Origin of the sequence: Acinetobacter sp. HY1485, from assembly GCF_027568475.1 — a bacterium.
In the GTDB taxonomy this organism is placed as follows: domain Bacteria; phylum Pseudomonadota; class Gammaproteobacteria; order Pseudomonadales; family Moraxellaceae; genus Acinetobacter.
Genome location: NZ_JANKZG010000003.1, coordinates 133,266 through 154,785, shown reverse-complemented (window position 1 = coordinate 154,785; position 21,520 = coordinate 133,266). Strand labels below are relative to the sequence as shown.

22 protein-coding genes, 5 tRNA genes, 1 pseudogene and 1 riboswitch are annotated in these 21,520 nt (G+C 38.3%); of the genes and pseudogenes, 6 read left to right on the top strand and 22 right to left on the bottom strand.

Features of this window, described 5'->3' with window-relative positions; all coding sequences use genetic code 11:
* Window positions 1-9 precede the first annotated feature (9 nt).
* From PCI70_RS04560 to rpoD, 6 genes are all read right to left on the bottom strand, one after another.
* Complete coding sequence (locus PCI70_RS04560; RefSeq protein WP_269914166.1) at window positions 10-1,401, bottom strand: APC family permease; 1,392 nt, start codon at window positions 1,399-1,401, stop codon at window positions 10-12.
* Between the two features lie 161 nt (window positions 1,402-1,562).
* Window positions 1,563-2,720 carry an iron-containing alcohol dehydrogenase gene (locus PCI70_RS04555; RefSeq protein ID WP_269914300.1) on the bottom strand — a complete coding sequence of 386 codons (1,158 nt, stop codon included), beginning with the start codon at window positions 2,718-2,720 and terminating at the stop codon, window positions 1,563-1,565.
* The gene (locus PCI70_RS04550; RefSeq protein WP_269914165.1) at window positions 2,713-3,216 is read right to left on the bottom strand and encodes a hypothetical protein; all 504 of its coding nucleotides are present in this window, start codon (window positions 3,214-3,216) and stop codon (window positions 2,713-2,715) included. Before PCI70_RS04550 ends, PCI70_RS04555 begins: the two co-directional genes overlap by 8 nt.
* 2 nt (window positions 3,217-3,218) lie before the next feature.
* Window positions 3,219-3,866 (bottom strand): lipoyl(octanoyl) transferase LipB, encoded by a 648-nt coding sequence (gene lipB / locus PCI70_RS04545; protein WP_269914164.1) that lies wholly within the window; start codon window positions 3,864-3,866, stop codon window positions 3,219-3,221.
* Between the two features lie 42 nt (window positions 3,867-3,908).
* Window positions 3,909-4,196: a YbeD family protein gene (locus tag PCI70_RS04540; protein ID WP_269914163.1), complete on the bottom strand. Its 288-nt coding sequence runs from the start codon at window positions 4,194-4,196 to the stop codon at window positions 3,909-3,911.
* Window positions 4,197-4,254: 58 nt separating this feature from the next.
* Window positions 4,255-6,159, bottom strand: a complete 1,905-nt coding sequence (gene rpoD, locus PCI70_RS04535) for an RNA polymerase sigma factor RpoD (RefSeq protein ID WP_269914299.1) — start codon at window positions 6,157-6,159, stop codon at window positions 4,255-4,257.
* A 261-nt stretch (window positions 6,160-6,420) separates the two neighbouring features.
* Here rpoD and PCI70_RS04530 point away from each other — a divergent pair, with 261 nt between their 5' ends.
* The 3 genes from PCI70_RS04530 to PCI70_RS04520 all read left to right on the top strand — a co-directional run bounded on the left by PCI70_RS04530 (window position 6,421) and on the right by PCI70_RS04520 (window position 7,798).
* Entirely contained in the window at window positions 6,421-6,624 is a 204-nt protein-coding gene (locus PCI70_RS04530; RefSeq protein ID WP_269914162.1) for a PA3496 family putative envelope integrity protein, read from the top strand.
* Window positions 6,625-6,674: 50 nt separating this feature from the next.
* Window positions 6,675-7,199: a YecA/YgfB family protein gene (locus PCI70_RS04525; protein ID WP_269914161.1), complete on the top strand. Its 525-nt coding sequence runs from the start codon at window positions 6,675-6,677 to the stop codon at window positions 7,197-7,199.
* 131 nt (window positions 7,200-7,330) lie between these two features.
* Entirely contained in the window at window positions 7,331-7,798 is a 468-nt protein-coding gene (locus PCI70_RS04520) for a BLUF domain-containing protein (RefSeq protein WP_269914160.1), read from the top strand.
* Between the two features lie 245 nt (window positions 7,799-8,043).
* Here PCI70_RS04520 and trhO read toward each other — a convergent pair whose 3' ends face one another.
* A complete protein-coding gene (gene trhO / locus PCI70_RS04515; protein WP_269914159.1) occupies window positions 8,044-8,967 on the bottom strand; it encodes an oxygen-dependent tRNA uridine(34) hydroxylase TrhO in 924 nt (307 codons plus the stop codon).
* 88 nt (window positions 8,968-9,055) lie between these two features.
* Between trhO and PCI70_RS04510 the strand changes: the two genes are divergently transcribed.
* Window positions 9,056-9,523, top strand: coding sequence for a DUF1289 domain-containing protein (locus PCI70_RS04510; protein ID WP_269914298.1), 468 nt, complete (start codon window positions 9,056-9,058; stop codon window positions 9,521-9,523).
* On the opposite strand, the pseudogene ribB reads toward PCI70_RS04510, so the two are convergent.
* The 13 genes and pseudogenes from ribB to PCI70_RS04445 all read right to left on the bottom strand — a co-directional run bounded on the left by ribB (window position 9,514) and on the right by PCI70_RS04445 (window position 16,647).
* Window positions 9,514-10,136 (bottom strand): annotated as a pseudogene (ribB, locus tag PCI70_RS04505) (3,4-dihydroxy-2-butanone-4-phosphate synthase). The gene PCI70_RS04510 and the pseudogene ribB overlap by 10 nt on opposite strands.
* A 19-nt stretch (window positions 10,137-10,155) precedes the next feature.
* Window positions 10,156-10,269: riboswitch (FMN riboswitch) on the bottom strand.
* Window positions 10,270-10,304: 35 nt separating this feature from the next.
* Complete coding sequence (gene panD, locus PCI70_RS04500; RefSeq protein WP_269914158.1) at window positions 10,305-10,685, bottom strand: aspartate 1-decarboxylase; 381 nt, start codon at window positions 10,683-10,685, stop codon at window positions 10,305-10,307.
* Between the two features lie 64 nt (window positions 10,686-10,749).
* A complete protein-coding gene (gene pth / locus PCI70_RS04495) occupies window positions 10,750-11,334 on the bottom strand; it encodes an aminoacyl-tRNA hydrolase (protein ID WP_269914157.1) in 585 nt (194 codons plus the stop codon).
* Between the two features lie 7 nt (window positions 11,335-11,341).
* Window positions 11,342-11,953 carry a 50S ribosomal protein L25/general stress protein Ctc gene (locus PCI70_RS04490; RefSeq protein ID WP_269914156.1) on the bottom strand — a complete coding sequence of 204 codons (612 nt, stop codon included), beginning with the start codon at window positions 11,951-11,953 and terminating at the stop codon, window positions 11,342-11,344.
* Between the two features lie 98 nt (window positions 11,954-12,051).
* Window positions 12,052-13,005: a ribose-phosphate pyrophosphokinase gene (locus tag PCI70_RS04485; protein ID WP_269914155.1), complete on the bottom strand. Its 954-nt coding sequence runs from the start codon at window positions 13,003-13,005 to the stop codon at window positions 12,052-12,054.
* 35 nt (window positions 13,006-13,040) lie between these two features.
* Window positions 13,041-13,115 (bottom strand) — tRNA-Gln (locus PCI70_RS04480).
* Window positions 13,116-13,188: 73 nt separating this feature from the next.
* Window positions 13,189-13,263: transfer RNA gene (locus tag PCI70_RS04475), tRNA-Gln, on the bottom strand.
* A 26-nt stretch (window positions 13,264-13,289) separates the two neighbouring features.
* Window positions 13,290-13,364, bottom strand: a tRNA-Gln gene (locus tag PCI70_RS04470).
* Between the two features lie 15 nt (window positions 13,365-13,379).
* Window positions 13,380-13,454 (bottom strand) — tRNA-Gln (locus PCI70_RS04465).
* Window positions 13,455-13,477: 23 nt separating this feature from the next.
* Window positions 13,478-13,552: transfer RNA gene (locus PCI70_RS04460), tRNA-Gln, on the bottom strand.
* Window positions 13,551-14,378, bottom strand: a complete 828-nt coding sequence (gene ispE / locus PCI70_RS04455) for a 4-(cytidine 5'-diphospho)-2-C-methyl-D-erythritol kinase (protein WP_269914297.1) — start codon at window positions 14,376-14,378, stop codon at window positions 13,551-13,553. The genes PCI70_RS04460 and ispE overlap by 2 nt, the downstream gene beginning before the upstream one ends.
* A 15-nt stretch (window positions 14,379-14,393) precedes the next feature.
* Entirely contained in the window at window positions 14,394-14,966 is a 573-nt protein-coding gene (gene lolB, locus PCI70_RS04450) for a lipoprotein insertase outer membrane protein LolB (RefSeq protein ID WP_269914296.1), read from the bottom strand.
* On the bottom strand, window positions 14,950-16,647 hold the full coding sequence (locus PCI70_RS04445) for a tetratricopeptide repeat protein (RefSeq protein ID WP_269914154.1): 1,698 nt from the start codon (window positions 16,645-16,647) through the stop codon (window positions 14,950-14,952). The genes lolB and PCI70_RS04445 overlap by 17 nt, the downstream gene beginning before the upstream one ends.
* Before the next feature lie 118 nt (window positions 16,648-16,765).
* Between PCI70_RS04445 and hemA the strand changes: the two genes are divergently transcribed.
* Together hemA and PCI70_RS04435 are read left to right on the top strand one after the other, a co-directional pair.
* Window positions 16,766-18,058, top strand: a complete 1,293-nt coding sequence (hemA, locus tag PCI70_RS04440; RefSeq protein ID WP_269914153.1) for a glutamyl-tRNA reductase — start codon at window positions 16,766-16,768, stop codon at window positions 18,056-18,058.
* A gap of 142 nt (window positions 18,059-18,200) precedes the next feature.
* A complete protein-coding gene (locus PCI70_RS04435; RefSeq protein WP_269914152.1) occupies window positions 18,201-18,395 on the top strand; it encodes a hypothetical protein in 195 nt (64 codons plus the stop codon).
* A gap of 66 nt (window positions 18,396-18,461) precedes the next feature.
* Here the strand turns inward: PCI70_RS04435 and PCI70_RS04430 are convergent, their stop codons facing one another.
* The gene (locus tag PCI70_RS04430) at window positions 18,462-20,288 is read right to left on the bottom strand and encodes a DNA primase (protein WP_269914151.1); all 1,827 of its coding nucleotides are present in this window, start codon (window positions 20,286-20,288) and stop codon (window positions 18,462-18,464) included.
* A 76-nt stretch (window positions 20,289-20,364) separates the two neighbouring features.
* The gene (locus PCI70_RS04425) at window positions 20,365-21,465 is read right to left on the bottom strand and encodes an outer membrane protein assembly factor BamD (protein WP_269914150.1); all 1,101 of its coding nucleotides are present in this window, start codon (window positions 21,463-21,465) and stop codon (window positions 20,365-20,367) included.
* Window positions 21,466-21,520: the final 55 nt, after the last annotated feature.

The following is a 21,520-nucleotide window of genomic DNA, read 5'->3' as shown; positions in this document are numbered from 1 at the left end:
GTTTTTGATTTAGTCTTGTTTATATTGTGGTGGGTGTGTTTTAAAGCCTTTTGTTTTATAGCCTAAGAACAGCACACCTGCAACACCCCAAATAATACCCCATTTGAGCGCCACGTGGTCAATTTGCAACCATAAAGCACCAACAGCAATGAAGCCAAGCATTGGAATAACAACATAATTAACAATGTCTTTAGGTGTTTTAGTGCGACCTTCACGCAATGCATATTGTGAAATTACACATAGGTTAACAAAGCTAAATGCAGTGAGTGCACCAAAGCTAATGAGTGAAACCACATGGTCTAGGTCTGTAAAGCCTGCTGCAAGCGCAATAAAACCAACAAGTAAAATATTGAAGGTTGGTGCTGCTGTTTTTGGATCTAGTTTTCCAAAGAACTTTTTATTAAATACACCATCGCGACCCATCACATACATTAAGCGTGAAACCCCTGCATGTGCAGAAATGCCAGATGCCATTACGGTTACAATTGCAAAACTTAGTACCACAGATTTAAAGAACTCACCACCTACAATACGTAATATATCGGGCTGTGTTGCATTGACATCTTCAAAATATTGGCTTGGATTACCAGGAAAATATAATTGCATAAAGTATGTTGCAATAATAAATACAATCCCTGAGATAAGCGCTGTTAAGAAAATAGCACGCGGTAAGACTTTTTCTGTGTCTTTTGTTTCTTCTGCAAGTGAACTTAATGCATCAAACCCTGTAAATGAGAAGCATAAAATTGTAGCACCCGAAATTAAGGCACCTACTTTTACATGCTCGCTCCAAAAAGGATCGCTTGACCATAAAGTAGCATTGTGTGTTTGGGCTAAACCAAGAGTATTCATTGCTGTATCACCCACAGCAAGCTGTTTAATCACCAAGATAATAAAAATGGCAATCACAAGAAGCTGGAAAAATACAATTAGACCACTTAAATTTGCAACAAATTTAATGCCACGTAAATTAACCCAAGTGGTTAAGCCGGCCAAACCAATCACCCAAACCCAGTGGTTAACGCTTGGAAAAATATCGCTTAGATAAATTACAGCAAGCAAAATGTTAACCATTGGACTTAAAATATAGTCAAGTAGTGATGACCAGCCCACCATAAACCCTGCATTGGGGTGAATAGCACGTTGTACGTATGTATAAGCTGAGCCAGAAGAAGGGTATCTTTTAATCATATTGCCATAACTGAGAGCTGTAAAAAGCACTGCAAGTAAGGCAAATAAATAAGATGTAGGCACATGTTGAATACTAGATTCCGATACCATTCCAAACGTATCGAATAGTGTCATAGGTTGGATATATGCCAAACCAATAACAATAATGTGCCCAAGTAGAAGAGTTTTTTGCAGTGAAGCTGCCGGTTGAGTCCCAGAAGTATTAGTCAACGGCGGTATCCTCATAGTGTTGATCTTGTACGATCAATGGAAATGTAAGGATCGTTTAGGACGAACGATCCCCCCTACTTTTTAAAGTAAAGCGCGCAATTTTATAGCAACTTTTACTAAGATGTAAGCAAAAAACACATTTTCTTGCTAAAAAAGCGGGTTTACCATACTTTTTCTAAAATTTGGTAAAGATCATCTAATGAGGTTTCTTTAGGATTATAAATGATTGAACCATCATTAAGTGCTTTTTCGGCAATTTCTTCAAACTGTGATTTGGATACTTTTTGTGTTTCCCTTAAAGTACGAGGTAACTGTGTTTGTTCAAATAAGCGGTCACGTATTGCAAATAAGGTATTAATAGTTTGTTCAGCACGATGCTCTACAGGTGTTTGGGCATAAATTTCTGCACCTGCAAGCGGTAACAGTAAGTCTGCTATACGACTAGATTGGTTATACTCTAAAACGTATGGCAAAAATAAGCTCATACATAAACCATGTGGAAGGTGTGCAACCGCACCCAATGCATGCCCAAGTGCATGGACTAAACCAACCATAGAGTTAGAAAATGCAATACCTGCCATTGTGGCTGCTTGTGCAAGTTCCAAACGTGCATCCAAATCTTTAGGGTTTTCAAGCACCTTAAATAAATGTGTGCTAATTTTTTGAATAGCAGCAGTTGCATATGCGTCACTAATTGGATTTGCTGCCAAGCAAGTATAGGCCTCTATGGCATGGGTTAATGCATCCATTGCAGTAAGTGCTGTTAAATGTGCAGGTAATGTTTGCGTCATTCGTGCATCTAAAATGGTTGCATTTGGCATTAAATAGCGTGAAGCAAATGCAATTTTTGTATTGTTGTTTGCTACAACCGTTACCATTGTAACTTCTGACCCCGTACCCGAAGTCGTTGGAATTACCAGTAACGGTTTTAAAGCTTTAGGTAAATTATGTGCGCCTGAATACACAAGTAAATCATTACCACCTTCGGAAACTAAAATATTTGCAGCTTTGGCAGTATCAATCACAGAACCACCACCAACAGCTAAAATAGCATCACAGTGATGTTGGCGGTAGAGTTGTGCAACTTGTTGCACTGTTTCTAAACTTGAATCAGCAGGTACTTGGTCAAAGGTGCATACAATCTGAGATTGGGTTGAATCAAATGTATGATTGATAAAATTTTTATGTGCATTGGGGCTAGTTACTAACATTGGGCGTTTGACACCTAATGTTTCTAACTCAAAAGGGAGGTGCTCAAGTGCTGCATGCCCTGCCATAATTTTTGTTGGACAAAAAAATTCGTAATACATATTAGCGATTTCCTTTTAAGTAGGACAATGCAAGTTTGAAATAGATTGGGCGAGCACTATTAAATTTTTGTTGAAGTGTAAGCTGATTTGGATATTGTTTGACAGCACGTATGGCTAAAAACTTAGGTAAAATTAAAACTTCTAAGCGGTTTAAACAGCGTACTAAACGAATAGCAAGACTGATATCACCGTTTGCTACCATACGGTCTTGTGCAAAAGCTTGGGCTGTACTTTCTTGAAATGAAAAGACTAAAAAAGCATGTCTTAAATGTTTAAAGGTAATAGTAAGATTAATTTTTTTCGGCGGTTTTTTTAATAGTTCAATTTGATGTGATGAATTAACTTTGGCATAAAACGCAGCTTTATTTGAAAAGACATTCATGGCAAAACAAAAACCCACAGGAAATTGTTTAAATTCTTTTTGTATTTCAGAATCTACTTTACTTGATGCAACTATTCCGCGACCAATAATATCCATCATAAGTTGAACATAAAGTTGTTGCATGTTTAAACCTCAATTTGGTCTATAGTAGCAAAGTACCCAGTTTGTAATAAATAATGATAAATATCTTGAGAAAGTTGTTCAAAACTAGGGGGATGGTCAAGTAAATCTTGCATGCGTACCATTTCTAAACCCGCGTAACCACATGGATTGATTGTGCTAAAGCCATCTAAGGTACAATTTATGTTCAGGGCAAAACCATGATAGCTACGTCCACGTCTAATTTTAAAGCCTAATGAGCCAATTTTGCGTTCATCTACATAAACCCCAGGTGCATCAGGTTTTGCATACGCCTCAATACTATAATGTTTAAGTAGATCAATCATCATTTTTTCGGCAAAATTGACTAAAGAACGTACATGCCATTTTAAACGATTAAGATCAAGTAAAAAGTACACCACCAATTGCCCATGCCCATGCCATGTGACTTGTCCACCACGGTCTGTATACACGATAGGTAAATGCGTGTGTTGTAAAATATGCTCGGCTTTACCTGCTTGCCCTTGTGTAAGAACATCATGATGTTGTAACAACCAAATTTCATCAGGTGTTTGTGGATCACGCGCATCGGTAAATGCTTTCATAGCTTCAAATTTTTCACTGTAATGCTGAGGTTGTGAAAAATAGCGAATAGTGAGGTGAGGTGATTGCATATTAAACCTAATAAAAACCAGATGAGGTCATCTGGTTAATTGTTAAAGCGAGGTTTTAATTAAAGGGCATGCTGCTAAATCGGCATAAAGAGCGTGAACCTGTTCAAGTTCATCAAAGCGTAGCTGTGCGGTAATAGAGTGATACTTACCTGTACGTGATGGTTGAACAGCAAGCGTTGTTTCATCAAATTCTGGAAAATGTTTTGTTAAAATTTCAACAACAGCAGTACGTAGTTCTTCGCCTGCATTTCCAATAAGTTTGATTGGGTAATCCATAGGAAAAACCCAAAGGTCTTCGCGAAGTTCGCGTGAAGGAGTACGATCGGTCATAGTTACCTCTTATATTAAAACGCCTGCAACTAAGCAGGCGTTTATATTCAATCAGTGCTTAGTCGTTTTCTAAAAATGAACGTAAGTGTTCAGAGCGAGAAGGGTGACGTAATTTACGGAGTGCTTTCGCTTCAATCTGACGAATACGTTCGCGTGTTACATCGAATTGTTTACCCACTTCTTCTAACGTATGGTCTGTTGGCATATCAATACCAAAACGCATTTTAAGAACTTTTGCTTCACGTTCTGTTAGGTTTTCTAATACATCGCGTGTTGCTTCTTTTAAGCCTTCTGAGGTTGCAGCATCAACAGGTGAGGTGATGTTTGAATCCTCAATAAAATCACCAAGATGTGAATCTTCATCATCACCAATTGGGGTTTCCATTGAAATAGGTTCTTTGGCAATTTTAAGAACCTTACGAACTTTCACCTCGTCCATTTCTAGACGCTCACCTAATTCTTCAGGTGTTGGCTCACGTCCCATTTCTTGCAATAGCTGACGTGATACACGATTAATTTTGTTAATCGTTTCAATCATATGTACAGGAATACGAATAGTACGTGCTTGGTCTGCAATAGAACGTGTAATTGCCTGACGAATCCACCATGTTGCATATGTTGAGAATTTATAACCACGACGGTATTCAAATTTATCAACAGCTTTCATCAAGCCAATGTTACCTTCTTGAATTAAATCCAAGAATTGTAACCCGCGGTTGGTGTATTTTTTAGCAATCGAAATTACAAGACGTAAGTTTGCCTCAACCATCTCTTTTTTAGCACGACGAGCTTTGGCTTCACCCACTGCCATGCGTTTAGAGATGTCTTTGATATCTTTAACATCAAGTGTAAGTTCAGTTTCTAGGTCTGCAATTTTCTGTTGGAATGCATGTACGTCTGGACGTACTTTTTCTAAATAATGACGCGCTTCTACAGGTACTTTTGTAATTTGTTCATCTAACCAACCAGGATTAGATTCTTGTCCTGGGAACGTGGTACGGAACAACGTACGATCCATACGACCACGACGAATAGCATAACGCATAATTTCACGTTCGGCGTGACGTACTTGGTCATGTGTACCACGAATCATTTCTGAAATAATGTCAAATAAACGTGGTGTAAATTTAAACATCATGAATACAGTTGCAAGCGCTTGTAACGCTTCTTCTGCTTCAGCTGAATGACGACCATGGTCTGCTACAGCAGTTTTCATTTTCTGCCATGCTTGGGTTAACTCGGCAAAACGTACTTTTGCAATTTCAGGATCTGGACCTGACTCGCCTTCAGAATCATCATCGCTATCAGATTCTTCTTCTTCGTCATCATCATCTAATTTTACATCTTTAGTTGATTTACGATTTGAATTATCGTCATCATCTAAAGTCGTTTCTTCTTCGTTAACTTCAGGAATTTCTTCGTCTGTTTCAGGGTCTAAGTAACCTGCAAGAATATCTGCAAGGCGACGTTCACCATTGTTATATTCTTCATATTCGTTTAAAACAACTTCGACAGCATTTGGCCAGTAAGCAATTGCATGAAGGACATCTCGAATCCCTTCTTCAATACGTTTTGCAATGCTAATTTCGCCTTCGCGCGTTAAAAGTTCAACCGTACCCATCTCACGCATATACATACGTACAGGGTCTGTTGTACGACCTGGTTCTGTTTCTACAGATGCAAGTACAGCAGCAGCTTCTTCTTCAGCAACTTCATCGCCAGAGTCTGTAGATTCCCCAAAAACGGTATCGTCTGTTTCAGGCGCACGTTCATGCACAGGAATACCAACATCTTGAAGCATTTGAATAATGTCTTCAATTTGTTCGCTTTCGGTAATTGAGTCTGGCAGATGATCGTTAACCTCAGCGTAGGTTAAGTAACCTTGTTCTTTGCCTCGGCTAATCAGAGCCGCTACTTGAGAAGTAGGGGAAATCATATCGCTCATCTTTTGCTTACTCTTTATTGAATCTGTGGCTGTGAAAAACCGTGCATTATAGCACAATTTGCGTAAACGTTTTTAGAAATGAAGTAACTCAAATCTTTAATATTTTATGACTATTATGTATGTAGGGGCATATTTATTTTTTTCAAGCATGAATACTTTGCAATTTTTATAAAAAGGATGCAGTATAAAACGATCCAATAAGATAAAGCTTGACAAAAAAATTCAACCCATATAAATAGCGCTTATAAACAATTAATATTTTTTTACTGAGGTAGTTGAGTGTCTTCTACAGATTTTGAACTCGATGATAGCTACGATGACGATGTGAGTTTTGATGAATCATCTAGCAAAATGACTGCTAAAGAATCATTGGAAAAACGCCGTTTAATTGATGATCTATTAGCTCAGCGTCGTTTAGAGCGTGAGCTAAAAGATTTTGACTATGATTTAGACGATGACGACTTTGATGACGAAGACGATTAGATGCGTTTGATGATCAATGTTATGCTCGTTATTTTAAAATTGGAATGCAAATGAGTGCTTTAGATTTAGATCAATTAAGTGATTATTTAGATGGCGACCAAAATGAATTTGGTCTAGATTTTGCTGCAACTCATGGGTTTTTAAGTGCCATTGCAGTTGGTCCACATTATGAAGCATGGTTAAATGCCTTGTTTGATGGTAACCAAAAAAAAGTACCTGCCCAAATTATTGAGCAAATTAAATTATGGCTCAACGAATTGCGCCAAAATCTAGCCAATGAAGACGGTATTGCATTTCCGTTTGAAATTGAAGAAGCGGATGTAGATTCAAGTCTAGGCGATTGGAGTGTTGGATTTGTTGATGCAATGTTCTTAAACGAAGAAGCATGGTTTACCCCTGAATTTGAAGAACAATTGGTTGATTTAACATTACCAATTATGGTGTTTAGTGGTGTGGATGAAGAAGACCCACAAATGGAATCTTTCCGCCGTAATGGACAACTCATGGATGAACTTGCAGAAGAAATTCCTGATAACTTAAATGAGCTTTATTTGATGTATCATACGCCTGCATAATGTGAAAAGCATCTCAAAATGAGGTGCTTTTTTTTAATCTTTTTTTTCCTTATTGAGCGTTAAAACGTATACTAAAACGGTATGGCATTGTGTCAAACGTTTCATTAGTGCGCTCTATAAGGAATGTATAGATGCTAATTCGATTGTGCTATGCAAGTATGCGACAAAACCACGAAAATTTGTTGCAGGATTTAAGTGACATTTTAACCACGTCTCGTCACTTCAATCCAAATCATGAGATTTATGGCGTGTTGTATTACGCGAATAATTCTTTTTTTCAATGTTTAGAAGGTGAAGAGGAGAGAGTTTACGCCCTAGTTGATAAGATTAGGAAAGATAAACGTCATTATAATTTATTTTGTTTTGAACATACTGAGATTGAAAGTGTCAGTTTTAAAAAGTGGTCAATGAAATACGTTGAAAAAGATCAGCATGTTGATTTGTTTTTTAAAACCAAGAATTTTGAATATTTTCAACCTTTGTCTTTAAAGCAAGATGAAGTTAATGATTTGGTTGGTATTTTACTCAATTCTCAAGAAACCCGTTTTGAATCAAGTAATCAAGGGTATAAGAATAGAGGATATTATCCATATCTTTAAAGTAAAATAAGGGAACCCTTTAACCACGAATAAAGAGTTCCCTTATTTGCGCTCTAGTGAGAGAGATTTAAAATTTTTATTGTTGTTCGTTATGTTTATTTGTTCTCACACAAACAATATTAAAGATGTCTAAAAATAAAATAAGTGGAAAACATAGACACAGTTCGTAAGCAAAAAATCACATAAGATTAAAAAACAAACAAAAAAGGTAGCCTTAGCCACCTTTTTTTATCAAAAACAATAAATTAAAGACGCTTACGTTTTGCCGCTGCAATTTGAGACTGGCGCATACGGAAACCTTCTTTTTGTTGTTCAGAGGTTTTATCAATACAATACACGCAAGATACCCCATGCTCATAGCTGTCTAGTTCTACTTCTTTTGGAAGTAACGGCCAGCCACAAGCGTGACATTTAGTATTTTGTCCTTCTTCCATACCGTGTGTGACAGCGGTACGTCCATCAAATACAAAGCATTCACCTTCCCATAGGCTTTCTTCTGCAGGGGTTTCTTCTAGATATTTTAAAATACCACCTTTAAGGTGATAAACCTCATCAAAACCTTCTTGTAAAAGTAGAGACGTAGATTTTTCACAACGAATACCACCTGTGCAGAACATCGCAATTTTTTTATCTTTATGCTGTTCAAGTTCTTTTTTAACATACTCTGGAAATTCACGGAATGTCTCTGTTTTTGGGTCTATCGCACCTTTAAATGTGCCTGCTTTATATTCGTAGTCATTACGCGTATCTACTAAAATTACATCATCACGCGCAATTAATTCATTCCATTCTTTAGGGTCTAAATAATGACCAACTAAATCTCGAGGTTTTACAGTAACGCCAAGCGTTACAATTTCTTTTTTGAGTTTAATTTTCATCTTACGAAATGGCTTTTCAGAGCTTTCAGACTCTTTATATTCCATTGCGTTAAAGCCTTCTTGTAATAAAAATTGGTGGATCGTATCAATCGCATGGCGATCGCCTGCAACTGTACCGTTAATTCCTTCATCTGCAACAATTAGAGTTCCACATAGGTTGATAGTTTTAACTAAGTCTAAAAGACGTTGTTGTAAATCTGCCGCGTTTGTAACTTCTTTAAATTGATAAAGTGCGGCAACAACCCAATTTGCCTGTTCTACAGGTGCAAGCTGTTCTACAGTAGCGTTCATGGATAACTCCAATTAAAATAGTGTCAGATTTTGTGGCGCATATTCTAGCGTGAAACAGCAAATGAAGCGAGAAATTGGAGAAGAAGTTTTGAGTCATTCCCGTCGTATTCCTACCTTTACACCATGTGCAGGGCGTTGTTCTACTACATTTGGTGATCATGTTTGTCGAGGTTGTAGACGGTTTAGCCATGAAATTATACAGTGGAACAGTTATTCTCAGGCACAGCAATATGCAGTGTGGCAACGTTTAGATGACCAATTAGACCGTATTTTGGTACGGCTGTTACCCCATGCAAACAAAGTGAAAGTTGAGCATTTTTTGGTACATAAGCGTTCAAAATTACTTCCACAAGCCAGTTATGGGCGAAAACTTTATAATGCATTACGTTTATGTGAAAAAAATAAGCACTTAATTGATGAAAGTGGTTTAAATATAGAAGCAAGTCATATCAAACCAATATGGCAGAAATTTGAAAAACAGGTATTACTCTTAGCACAGGCAAGTTATGAGGTGGCATGGGTTCGTGCCACTACCATACAAAAAACTTATAATTGATGTGCTAATCGATATTGTACGAGTTGTTCAACGGAGATCAGTGTAAGACCATGCTTCTGAGCATAATCTTGAACTTGTTGACCGATCGCCATAGTACCGTCTGGGTTCATCAACTCACATAACACACCTGCGGGTTTAAGCCCTGCAAGAGTTGCTAAATCCACAGCTGTTTCAGTGTGCCCACGCCGTGTAAGTACACCCCCTGTTTTAGCACGTAATGGAAATACATGCCCTGGTCGGTTTAAATGGTCAGGCTGTACCTGTGGATGAATTGCTGTTTTAATTGTAGTGACACGATCTTGTGCTGAAACACCTGTTGTTACACCATCTTTGCTTCAATGGTTATTGTAAAAGCAGTTTTAAACTGACTTGTATTGTATTTTTCCATTGGAAAAAGTTCTAAATTATCTGCATCTGCATCTGCATCTGCATCTGCTTCTGTTAAACAGAGGCAAACAATACCAGAACCATCTCGAATCATTTGTGCCATTACAGGTATTGTAAGTGTTTCTGCAGCAATGATTAGATCTGCTTCATTTTCACGATCATAATCATCAGCAACTAAAACAGGTTTACCTTGTTGGATATCTAAAATAGCTTGTTGAAAAGACATATGAAATGCTCCTAAAAAGAAAACATTTCAAGGCGATAAAATTGAACGTCGTCTTTGGAATTACACCAAATCTGCAAAGTGCTCGTGGGCTATAACCACCGGTGGGGAATTACACCCCGCCCTGAAGCGATGTTACAAAAAAGCCCGTGTAAAAACACAGGCTATAGTTTAAGCAAGCTGTACAGGAATACAGTTTGCTGTATGGTTTACAGTATTATCGGGATTAGCATAGACTAAGCGTGGTTGGTGTTCATTTGCTTCTTTTTCATCAAAATCACCAAATGTTGCAATGATAACAAGATCACCTACTTCTGCTTGATGTGCTGCACCACCATTCACAGAAATAATGCCAGAATGATCTTCGCCACGGATAGCATACGTTGTAAAACGTTTTCCGTTAGTTACATTCCAAACATGAATTTCTTCGTATTCTCGAATTCCTGCTAAATCCATTAAATGTCCATCAATTGCGCAAGAGCCTTCGTAATGAAGTTCTGCATGGCTAACAACTGCACGGTGGATTTTACATTTTAATAAACGAGATAACATGAATGAGTTTCCTTAATACCTTGTGCTGCATTTTGCGCTTAAAGTATTACGAAGACAAGTTGGATTAAGGCTTATACGCGTTAATTTGGTTCATTGCTTGTGCAATATTATTGTTTATTAATAGTTTTGTATTGCCTAAAGCATGATGAATAGCATCATCAATAAGAGTTTGTTCTGTTTTAGACGCTTTACTTAAAACATGGCCAGATACTCGTTCTTTGCTACCTGGATGTCCAATCCCAATTCTTAAACGATGGAAATTTGCACCAATGTGAGGAACAATATCACGCAGACCATTATGTCCACCATGTCCACCACCTGATTTTAGGCGAATAATACCCGGATTCATATCAAGCTCGTCATGTGCAATGAGTATTGCTTGCGGTTGAATCTGATAAAATTTACAAAAAGGGACAACACTTTGACCAGAAAGGTTCATAAATGTAGAGGGTAGGAGTAAACGTACGTCTTGACCTTCTATATTTCCACGACCCGTTAAGCCATTAAATTTATTATCTTTTTTTAAAGTAATACCATACTGTTCGGCAAGACGTTCAACGTACCAAAAACCAGCATTATGTCGAGTTTGGGCATACTCGGAACCCGGATTGCCCAAACCAACAATGAGCGATATAGCTTGATCACTCATTTAGTGATTACTCACCAGCTTCTTCAGAAGCTTCTTCGTCAGCTGCATCTTCTTTAACATAAGATACAGTGATTACTGGCTGTTCTAAATCTTCAGCTGTTAATTTAACACCTGTAGGAAGAACTAAGTCAGCTAAACGGATTGCTTCGTTTACGTCTAAGTTTGCAACGTCAACTTCAATAGCTTCTGGTAAGTTACGTGGCAATACTTCGATTTCTACTGCATTCATATGAATATCAGCAACACCACCCGCTTTAACACCTTTTGCAGTTGCTAAGTTAATGAAGTTAACAGGAACTTCTTTAGTTAACTCTTCACCACGTACAACACGTTGGAAATCTGCGTGCATAGGAAGGTTTTTAGATGGGTGACGTTGTAATGCTTTAATTACAACTTCTTGTACTTGACCGTCTACGTTAATTTCAACGATAGAAGAGAAAAATGCTTGGCTTTCTAAAGCTTTTACAAGCTCACGAAGTTCTAAAGTAATAGAAACAGGTGCTACATCACCACCATAGATGATAGCAGGAACTTGTGCTGCGTGACGAAGGCGGCGGCTCGCACCTTTCCCTTGCTTCTCTTCAGCACGTGCTTGAGCAGTTAATACAAAATTAGACATGAGATATCCTCATTAAGTTAAAATAAACTAGATTTGCGACCAATCTAGCGATAGAAAAACCCCAACCAAATGGGTTAGGGTTTTAAAAATTGGCGTTATTATAGATAACTATCGAACATTGCGCTAATAGATTCTTCGTTATTAATACGACGAATTGTTTCAGCAACCATGCTTGCTACAGAAACTTGACGAATTTTACCAAGTTCTTGTGCTTCTTTTGATAATGGAATTGTGTCAGTAACAACAAGTTCATCAATCACAGAGTTACGTAAGTTTTCGATGGCTTTACCTGATAACACTGGATGTGTTGCATAAGCGACCACACGACGAGCACCAAATTGTTTAAGTGCATCGGCAGCTTTACACAACGTACCTGCTGTATCAACCATGTCATCAACAATTACGCAATCACGGTTTTTCACATCACCAATGAGGTGCATAACTTGTGATTCGTTTGCTTTTTGACGACGTTTGTCGATGATTGCAAGGTCGATATCACCCATAAGTTTAGCAACGGCACGCGCACGTACAACACCACCAACGTCTGGTGATACAACCATAAGGTTATCATGTTGTTGTTGGCGTAAATCTGCAAGTAAGGCAGGTGTACCATAAATGTTGTCTACAGGAATATCGAAGAAACCTTGGATTTGATCTGCATGTAGATCAATCATGACTACACGGTCAATTCCTACAGTGGTTAGCATATCTGCAATCACTTTTGCAGTGATTGGTACACGGCTAGAGCGTGGACGACGATCTTGGCGTGCATAACCAAAGTAAGGAATAACAGCAGTAACACGACCAGCACTTGCACGACGTAAGGCATCAGCCATTACGAGGACTTCCATGAGGTTGTCGTTTGTTGGTGCACAAGTAGGTTGAACGATAAAGACGTCTTTACCACGAACATTTTCTGTGATTTCTACTGCAATTTCACCGTCAGAAAAACGGCTGATCGTAGCAGAGCCTAAAGGAATGTGTAAGTGACTTACGACTTTTTGAGCGAATTGTGGATGAGCATTTCCACTAAAAACGACAAGATTGGGCATGAAGCACTCTTGGCAATGGCATGTTTAGAAGAATATGGCAGGGGTAGCTGGATTCGAACCAACGGATGGCGAGATCAAAACCCGCTGCCTTACCACTTGGCGATACCCCTGAGATGTGGCAGAACTTTAATGTGATTTGATTGTTTTGTCAAGCAAATCAGCAGTGTTCTTCCTTTATAAGAATGGCAGGGGTAGCTGGATTCGAACCAACGGATGGCGAGATCAAAACCCGCTGCCTTACCACTTGGCGATACCCCTACAATAGTTTTACATCTAATGAAAGATGGCAGGGGTAGCTGGATTCGAACCAACGGATGGCGAGATCAAAACCCGCTGCCTTACCACTTGGCGATACCCCTAACATGGTTTTGCATTGGCAGGGGTAGCTGGATTCGAACCAACGGATGGCGAGATCAAAACCCGCTGCCTTACCACTTGGCGATACCCCTAATATGCAAATTTTTTCAGATGATGGCAGGGGTAGCTGGATTCGAACCAACGGATGGCGAGATCAAAACCCGCTGCCTTACCACTTGGCGATACCCCTAAAGCGAAAAATCAATTAATGGAGATGTTTGTAAGCTATTAACCACATAAGTTTTACATGGTGAATGTTTTACAATGGTGTCTACATTCATTGTTTTATCTACCTCAACAAAAACACAAGCACCTGTTCCTGTAAGCTTTGCTTGACCAAATTGACTAAGGTAAAGCATTGCTTCATCGACTTTTGGGTAAAGTTGACGAGCAAGAGGCTCGAAATTATTCCCAAAATCAGATGATTTCTGCTGATAGGCGCAAAATTTAGAGGGCTTCGCGTCTCTTGTCAATGTTTTTTGCGAAAAAAGTAATTGGGTGCTGATAAAACAGTCAGGTTTAAGCACAATGAACTGTTTTTGGGGCAAATCAATGAATGTAATTTGTTCACCGATCCCTTCTGCCCACGCATTTTTTCCATGAATGAAAATAGGAACATCTGCACCAAGTGTAACGCCTAAATTGGCAAGTTGTTGTGAGTTAAGCTGACATTTCCATAATTGGTTTAACACAATTAAAGTGGTGGCTGCATTGGATGACCCACCGCCTAAGCCTGCACCCATTGGAATGTTTTTTTCAATTTGAATATCTAGGCCACAATATTGTGTTGCATAAGGTTGCAAGACTTTTGCTGCTTTATAAATTAAATTTTCTGTTTGTTGAACATCATTTAAGCCACAAATTTGAATATTTTGGTGCAGTTGTGGTGTGAATGTCAGCCAATCACATAAGTCAATGAGCTGAAAAATAGTTTGTAGTTCGTGGTAACCATCATTACGACGTCCAACAATATGTAAGAATAAGTTGAGTTTTGCAGGGGCAGGCACGCGAATCATAGCAGTCATAGACGATTATCTGTTTTGTATTACCATTGTAATACGATTTTCTTGTTGATCGGCAAGTAATTGTTTCAAAATAAGTTTATTTGGAAGTTTTGCATCATCGCTATAAGAAAATTGTACCGTCCAGCTGTCTTCTTGCATGAGTATTGGGCGGTGTGCTTCATCATATTGAATTTGAGCATTTGTGGTTGCAGGTCTAGCTTGTACCCAATCAACTAAATGAGTAATAGGCGCTTGCCAACCTGTGGCTTTTTCTAGTAGTTCTTCAGGTGTTTGGGCTGTAATTTCACCTGTTTTTGCATTATTGAGGGTTACAGCACCTGTTTGTCCTTGAATATGGGTACGTCCAATACCAAGTGCACCTGTGAGTTCAATGTCAAAATGTTCTTGTTGCTGTTGCCATGTAAAAAATGCACTGCCTGATTGTTGTGGAGTGCGTACCCCTATTTTGCCTTGTAAGTTAAATTGATTAGGCACCTGTGCAGTAGGGGGTGTAACAGGTTTAGGTTGATAGGTTTGACAGCCTGTGAGTGCAAGTGAGGTCGTTAATAAACTTAAGCCAATTTTAGTGGATAGACGCATCATTATTCGCCTTTTTGAGTGTGGGAGGAATGAGTTGATTAAGCTGATCAAGTTGTGGATCGTGTTTAAATTCGATTTTGAGCTGTTCGGCTATTTGATTAAATTTTTGGTTATTGCCATTAAGATAGAGTGCTTGTGCTAAGCGTAACCCCGTACTAAGGCTATGATTATTTGTAAATGCTTTTTCTAAAGCAGGAATAGCAACTTTATAATCATTTTGTAAAAACGTAACAAATCCGTAAGTATCTAAAATGGATGCTTGATCGGGTGCATTTTCAAGTGCTTGTTGTGCATAGTGTCGTGCATCGTCTAAACGCCGATTTTGCAGTGCCAATGTATAGGCATATGCATTGAGATAAGCAGGATTATTTTCGTCTATTTTAAGGAGTTTATCGAGGTCTTGTTCGAGTAAGTCGCGCTGCTGATAAGGGTCTAATAATAAAACCTGTGCATAAATTAAATCAGGGTCATCGGGTAGGTTATGGATGGCTTCATTGAGCAATTCTATAGCAGCAGGCTTGTTATTCATCTTTTTAAGAATGTCTGCTTGAAGTTGGTATAAAAAGCTTGCATGTTGTGGATAATTAACACGTTCTTGAGTTAAAAAGCGTAAAGCATCAAATAACCGATTTTGTTTATAGAAAATATTAATCAAATTTCTTCGAGATACTGTATAGAGGCTTCCATCGACTAAACGATAGTAAGTAATCGCCGTTTCATAGTGTTGTTTACGCTCGGCATTAATCGCTAAATAATAAGAAGCATCATTTTGGTATTGGCTAGAATTTTTGAGTTGTACAAGGTAGTTTTCGGCATCGTCATAGCGCTGTAAATCGATACTCGTTAAGCCTGCAATAAAGAGGGCTTCTTCTGCTTTTGGGAAGTTATTGAGAATTTTTTCAAGGCGTGTAAGTGCCAATTCGGGTTTAGAAATTTTGATAAGATATTTAACTTCTGCAAGACGTATTTCAAGGTTTGATTTATGGTTATAACTTGCAGATGCGTACCATTCTTCTGTGGCTTTTTGATTACCAAGTGTTTCTAGTAAATTGGCTTTAAGTAAAATAAAGCTAGTTACATATGGACGCTTAATTAGTGCCTTTTGGACATCTTTAAGTGCTTGTTCTATTTCATTATTTTGTGACTCTAAACTTGCGATAAGTACTAAAATAGCAGGGTTGTTTTGTGCTTTACTTTGCCTAAGTGCATTTAAAAGGGTTTGTCGATCTTTCTCATTTTCGGGTGAAATTCCTGCTAAAATTTCACCTAAGTCTGCATCTGAATCAATGCTTAAAATATTTTCAAGTGTGGACGCTGTAAGGGCATATCTGTGACTTTTTAGAGCAATATGGGTCAGGTAAAATAAGGCAGGTACATCTTTTGGATCTTGTTTTACCCAATGTTGCACAATCTTAAGTGCATCGTCTAAATCGTTCTGTGCAAGTGCCACATCTAGAGCGCGTTGTTTAGCAATCGTGGAGTCTGTATGTGTGGCTAAATAGGTGTAATTTTTAAGTGCAATATCGGCTTGTTCGTACTCTAAAGCAAACTCAGCAATCATACTTTGTTTAAGTGGCTCGGTTTGGTAAACCGCATTGTTTTGCCCATACACACGGCTGTGAGAAAATAATGCGATGCTTCCTAACAATAAGATTGTGCTAGAATACGAACGAGTCAACATGCCACCTCTGTGGCGTTTGGTATATTGCAAAGTTTCTTTATCCAAATATTTAGCTTATTATGATATCCATGACGCACAATAACATATGCTCACTTTTAGTGAAATGATGATCTGACCCATGAAATTTTTTGCACTTGGTGTCAACCATCATACAGCCTCAGTTGAATTGCGTGAGCGTATTGCTTTTAATGCAGAACGTTTGAGCCTTCTTTTGTCTGAACAAAAGGACACAACAAACCTATCTGATCTTGTTGTGGTATCGACATGTAACCGTACAGAAATTTATGCAATTGCCGATAGTGCCGAGATTTTATTAAATTGGCTAGCACATACCAACCGTATTGATGTAACCGAACTGTTTAATCATGTATATCGTTACGAAGATATTCAGGCCGTGACGCATTTAATGCGTGTGGCAAGTGGTTTAGATTCTTTAATGTTAGGCGAGCCTCAAATTTTAGGGCAGGTTAAATCTGCACTTGCACTCGCTAAACAAGCAGGTACAGTCTCTAAAGGCTTAAATCATATTTTTGATTATGCTTTTTATGCGGCAAAACGTGTGCGTTCAGAAACATCTGTAGGTAGCCATGCCGTGTCTATGGGCTATTCGGTTGCACAGCTTGCACATCAAGTATTTAGCCATCCTGAAAAACTTGTGGTATTGGTTGTTGCAGCAGGAGAAATGAATACGCTTGTTGCTAAGCACATGGCAGATATGGGTATTGCCAAAATTATTATTTGTAATCGTGGGCATGAGCGTGCAGAAAAACTTGCTTCAGAGCTTATACCTGTCGTTAATGTTGAAATTATTCCCTTTGATAAGTTGGCAGAAAATTTATACCGTGCAGATATTATTTCAAGCTGTACGGGAAGTTTGCATCAAGTTATTGCTTATCAAGATGTTAAGAAAGCATTAAAACAACGCCGTTACCAACAAATGCTATTGGTAGATTTAGCTGTACCGCGTGATATTGACCATAAAGTTGATGAGCTAGATGGGGTGTATTTGTATGGCGTTGATGATTTGCAAAGTGTTATTGATGACAATTTAGCACAACGTCGCCAAGCGGCTGTTGAAGCTGAAGTGATGGTGAATCAATTGGCAACCCAATTGGTTGCACAGCAAAAAGTAAAACAAGCAAGTGGAATTATTCAGCAGTATCGTGATGCAGGATATGCAACCCAACAACAAGAATTAGAATTGGCTTTAAAACAAATCTCTGAAGGCAAAGATATTCAGCAAATATTGACTGATTTTTCACATCGTTTAACGCAAAAATTACTTCATCCAACTTCTATTTTGCTACGTGATGCAGTACAGGCAGAAGACCCTGACTATTTTGAGCGTATGAAAAATACATTAGAGCACGTTATTGAGCATCCACGAAAACCCAAAATAGTGGCAAAATAAAGCACAATCAATTTTTGTGACGCATAAGTCATTTTTTAAGTTTTTGATTTTTATATTAAAAAATAAAGAATAATTTATGAGTATTGGCAAAAATTATCAAATAATTATAATAAAAATATAACCAAACTTATAGGAGATGGTGATGAGAACTTATCATTTACAACACTTTTTATCGCAAGCGTCTACCTTACCTTTTGTGAAGCAAGGGCGTTTGTACCAAAAACAAATGGCACTTAAGCTACATACTAAAACAGAGCAAGTGTTAAACACTTTTTCTGTTTCTGTGGGTGTGTTTGATGGTGAATTTGAAGAAGTCAAGAAACCACATCATAAATAATGTTAGAAGTGGATAAAACAAAATCCTTAATTTAAGAGCTAAGTTAATTTGAAACTGCGCTCTTTTTTACATTACCAAGCGTAAGCTAATTTGTTTAGTGAGTTCATTAAACTGTTGGCGTAAGTTCATTGATTCCTTAAGTGATGTCGGGCGTTTCATTTTCTTTTGTAGGTATTGTTTTTGCAAAGACAGGGCATAGTCTTTGGCAAGTTCAAAGGCATGTTCTGGGCTTTGAGTTAAATTGAAGATATTAGTACGAGAAAGGACTTCTGCAATTTCTTGGCAATAGCCTGCCGTTGCACCTAAGCTATAATAAATGGCTTGTTCTGGATCATCGGGCAGTTGGTCAAAAATTTGATCGAATATACTGAGCAGATGTCCTAACATTTCTTCTTCTGAGATATATGCTCTTAGCTTTTCAAACTCACGAAATAAAAAGGGATGGCTAACCAATAGTGCAATTGCAAAATCCTCATCGCGGGTACGAATATTAAAAGATAAAGAAGCATCGTTACTTACTTTAGGGGTAAAGCGCCGTCCTAAGCCTAATTTTTCTCGAAAAGATTGTGTGAGTAAGTAGCGATACGAGCCGTGTTGTGGAAGTAAATTGGTGAGATTTTTTAACTCTCCCATGACTTGGCTTTTGCCTTCGGGTGTGGATATATTTTGATGCTGTGTTAGATGTGCAAATAAAAAATCTGATAGCAATGGTGCTTGTTGCCAAAGCTGCCCAAAACGCTCCAAGCCTTCTTGACGAATAAGGGAGTCGGGGTCGTGGTCTTGAGGTAAGATAAAAAACTTGAGTTCTCGTCCATCGGTGAGTAAAGGTAAGCCAATTTCTAAAGTACGCCGTGCAGCTTTTTGTCCTGCGCTATCACCATCAAAAGCAATGGTAATACGATGATTACGTTTGAATAATAAATTCAGATGGTCTGTATTACTGGCTGTTCCAAGTGTTGCAACACCTCCCGATATACCTGCTTGTTGTAAAGCAATGACATCCATATAACCTTCGACCATAAGCCAATCTTGTGCTTTATTTTTTGTACCTTCATAAAGACCATATAACAGCTGATTTTTATGAAAAATATCGGAGTCGGGTGAGTTAATATATTTAGGTTTGATCTCATCGTTAAGTGCTCGTCCGCCAAATCCGACAACGCGTCCTTTTACATCGCGAATAGGAAAAATAACACGGTCACGTAATAAGTTAAAATCGCGCCCGCTATCGCTTGTACGGATGAGTCCAACTTGTTTTAAGCCTTCAATATCGGATGGAAAAGCACGTTCTAAATGTTGCCAATCTTCAGGTGCATAGCCTAAGCGCCATGTTTGAATAGTGGTTTGGTTAAGTCCACGTTTTTTAAAGTAGCGTTGAGCAGGTTGACTTTGTGGTAATTGTTGTTCGTAAAATTGTGCCACGTTTTCAAGCAAGTCGTATAAATTACCTTCTGGTGCAAGGTCAGGTTCAATAAAATCTTGTTCTGAGCTTTCAAAAAATTGAAACGGATCATGATCAGGTTGAAAACTTGGTGTTACTGGCTGTTCAGTTGGTGATATTTGTGTTTTTTTATAAGTTAGTTTTTTGTTATCTGTATTGTCTTTAGGAAGTTCAATTCCTGTTTGGCTTGATAGGTCTTTCATCACATCAATGAAGTTACGACCATCTAACTCCATTAAAAATTTGATGGCATTACCGTTGGCTTGGCAACCGAAGCAGTGATAGTACTGTTTATCACGGTAAACATGAAAAGATGGAGTTTTTTCTTGATGAAATGGACAGCAACCCGAATATGTACGCCCTGTTTTTTTGAGTTTTACACGTTGTCCAATTAAATCGACAAGGTCTGTACGGTCTAATATTTGGTCAATGGTATGCTGAGGTATTGCCATAAACGGAAGCTAACATGCAACGACGGGCAGTGAGTTTATCAAAAAATAAAAAGCGAGTCATTTGACTCGCTAAAGTTTACTGATTTTTAGGTTTGTCCATCAGTCCAAACGAAAGTCGGTTTGTCCAACTGCGTTTTGGTTTTTCCTCTTGTACCACAGGTTGTGCTTGGTCTTGTTTATCAAGCAAACCGAAACTTACACGGTTGGTTAAACTACGTTTTGGTTTTTCTTCTTGTACGACAGGTTGTGCTTGGTTTTGTTTATCAAGTAAACCAAAGCTTACACGATTGGTTAAACTACGTTCTTGGCTGTCATGTACAACATTACTACGTCCAAAAATACCAAGAGTTGCACGGTTAACCCATGTTCCTTTATGGCGTGCTGCATCTAAATCAACTGTACCATTGGCTTTAACCAAGTTTGGATAGTTGAGTTTAAGCACATCAATATATTGCTTCGCCGTATCTGCATCGCCTAACTGCTCATAGCCATATACAATAGTGGCTAATGCTTCTGGAATTTGTGGTGTTGCTGGATAGTGTTCTACCACCCATTGGCTACGTTCAATAGCTGCTACCCATGCTTTGCGTTCTACGTTAAAGCGTGCCGCTTCCATTTCGTGTTCGGCAAGTTCTTGACCAATAAATTTCATACGTTGAGCAGCATCTACTGCATATTGGCTAGATGGATAACGTTTAATAAAATCTACAAAATCTTGGTAAGCAATTTTGAGGTAGTTTACATCACGGTGAGATTGTTTAAGTGATGTATAGCGAATAATCCCATCGTAATTTTGTTCCATATTTGCCACGCCTTTTGCATAGTATGCATATTCAAGGTCTGGGCTTTCTGGGTTTAAACGAATAAAACGATCTGTGGCTGCAAGAACAGCAGGATAGTCTTTTTGTTGGAATTTGACATAAATAAGATCAAGTTGTGCTTGTTCTGCATGCGGACCTGTTGGGTAGTAAGTGTCGATGGCTTGAAGATTTTTTGTTGCCTCGACATATTGTCCTTTGGTGAGTGCTTGTTGTGCAGAATCGTAATATGTTTGTTCGCTGGCTTTTGGACCAAGATCAATATCTTTTTTTGATGGATTACTGCTACAGCCCACAATTGTACTAGCAATGCCTAAAGAAAGTGCAAGCATCGTAACTTTATAACGTGGTAGCGACATAAAAATTCCTCAGTTAATACGGGCAATGAGCTACAATGGCACTATTAAACCATTA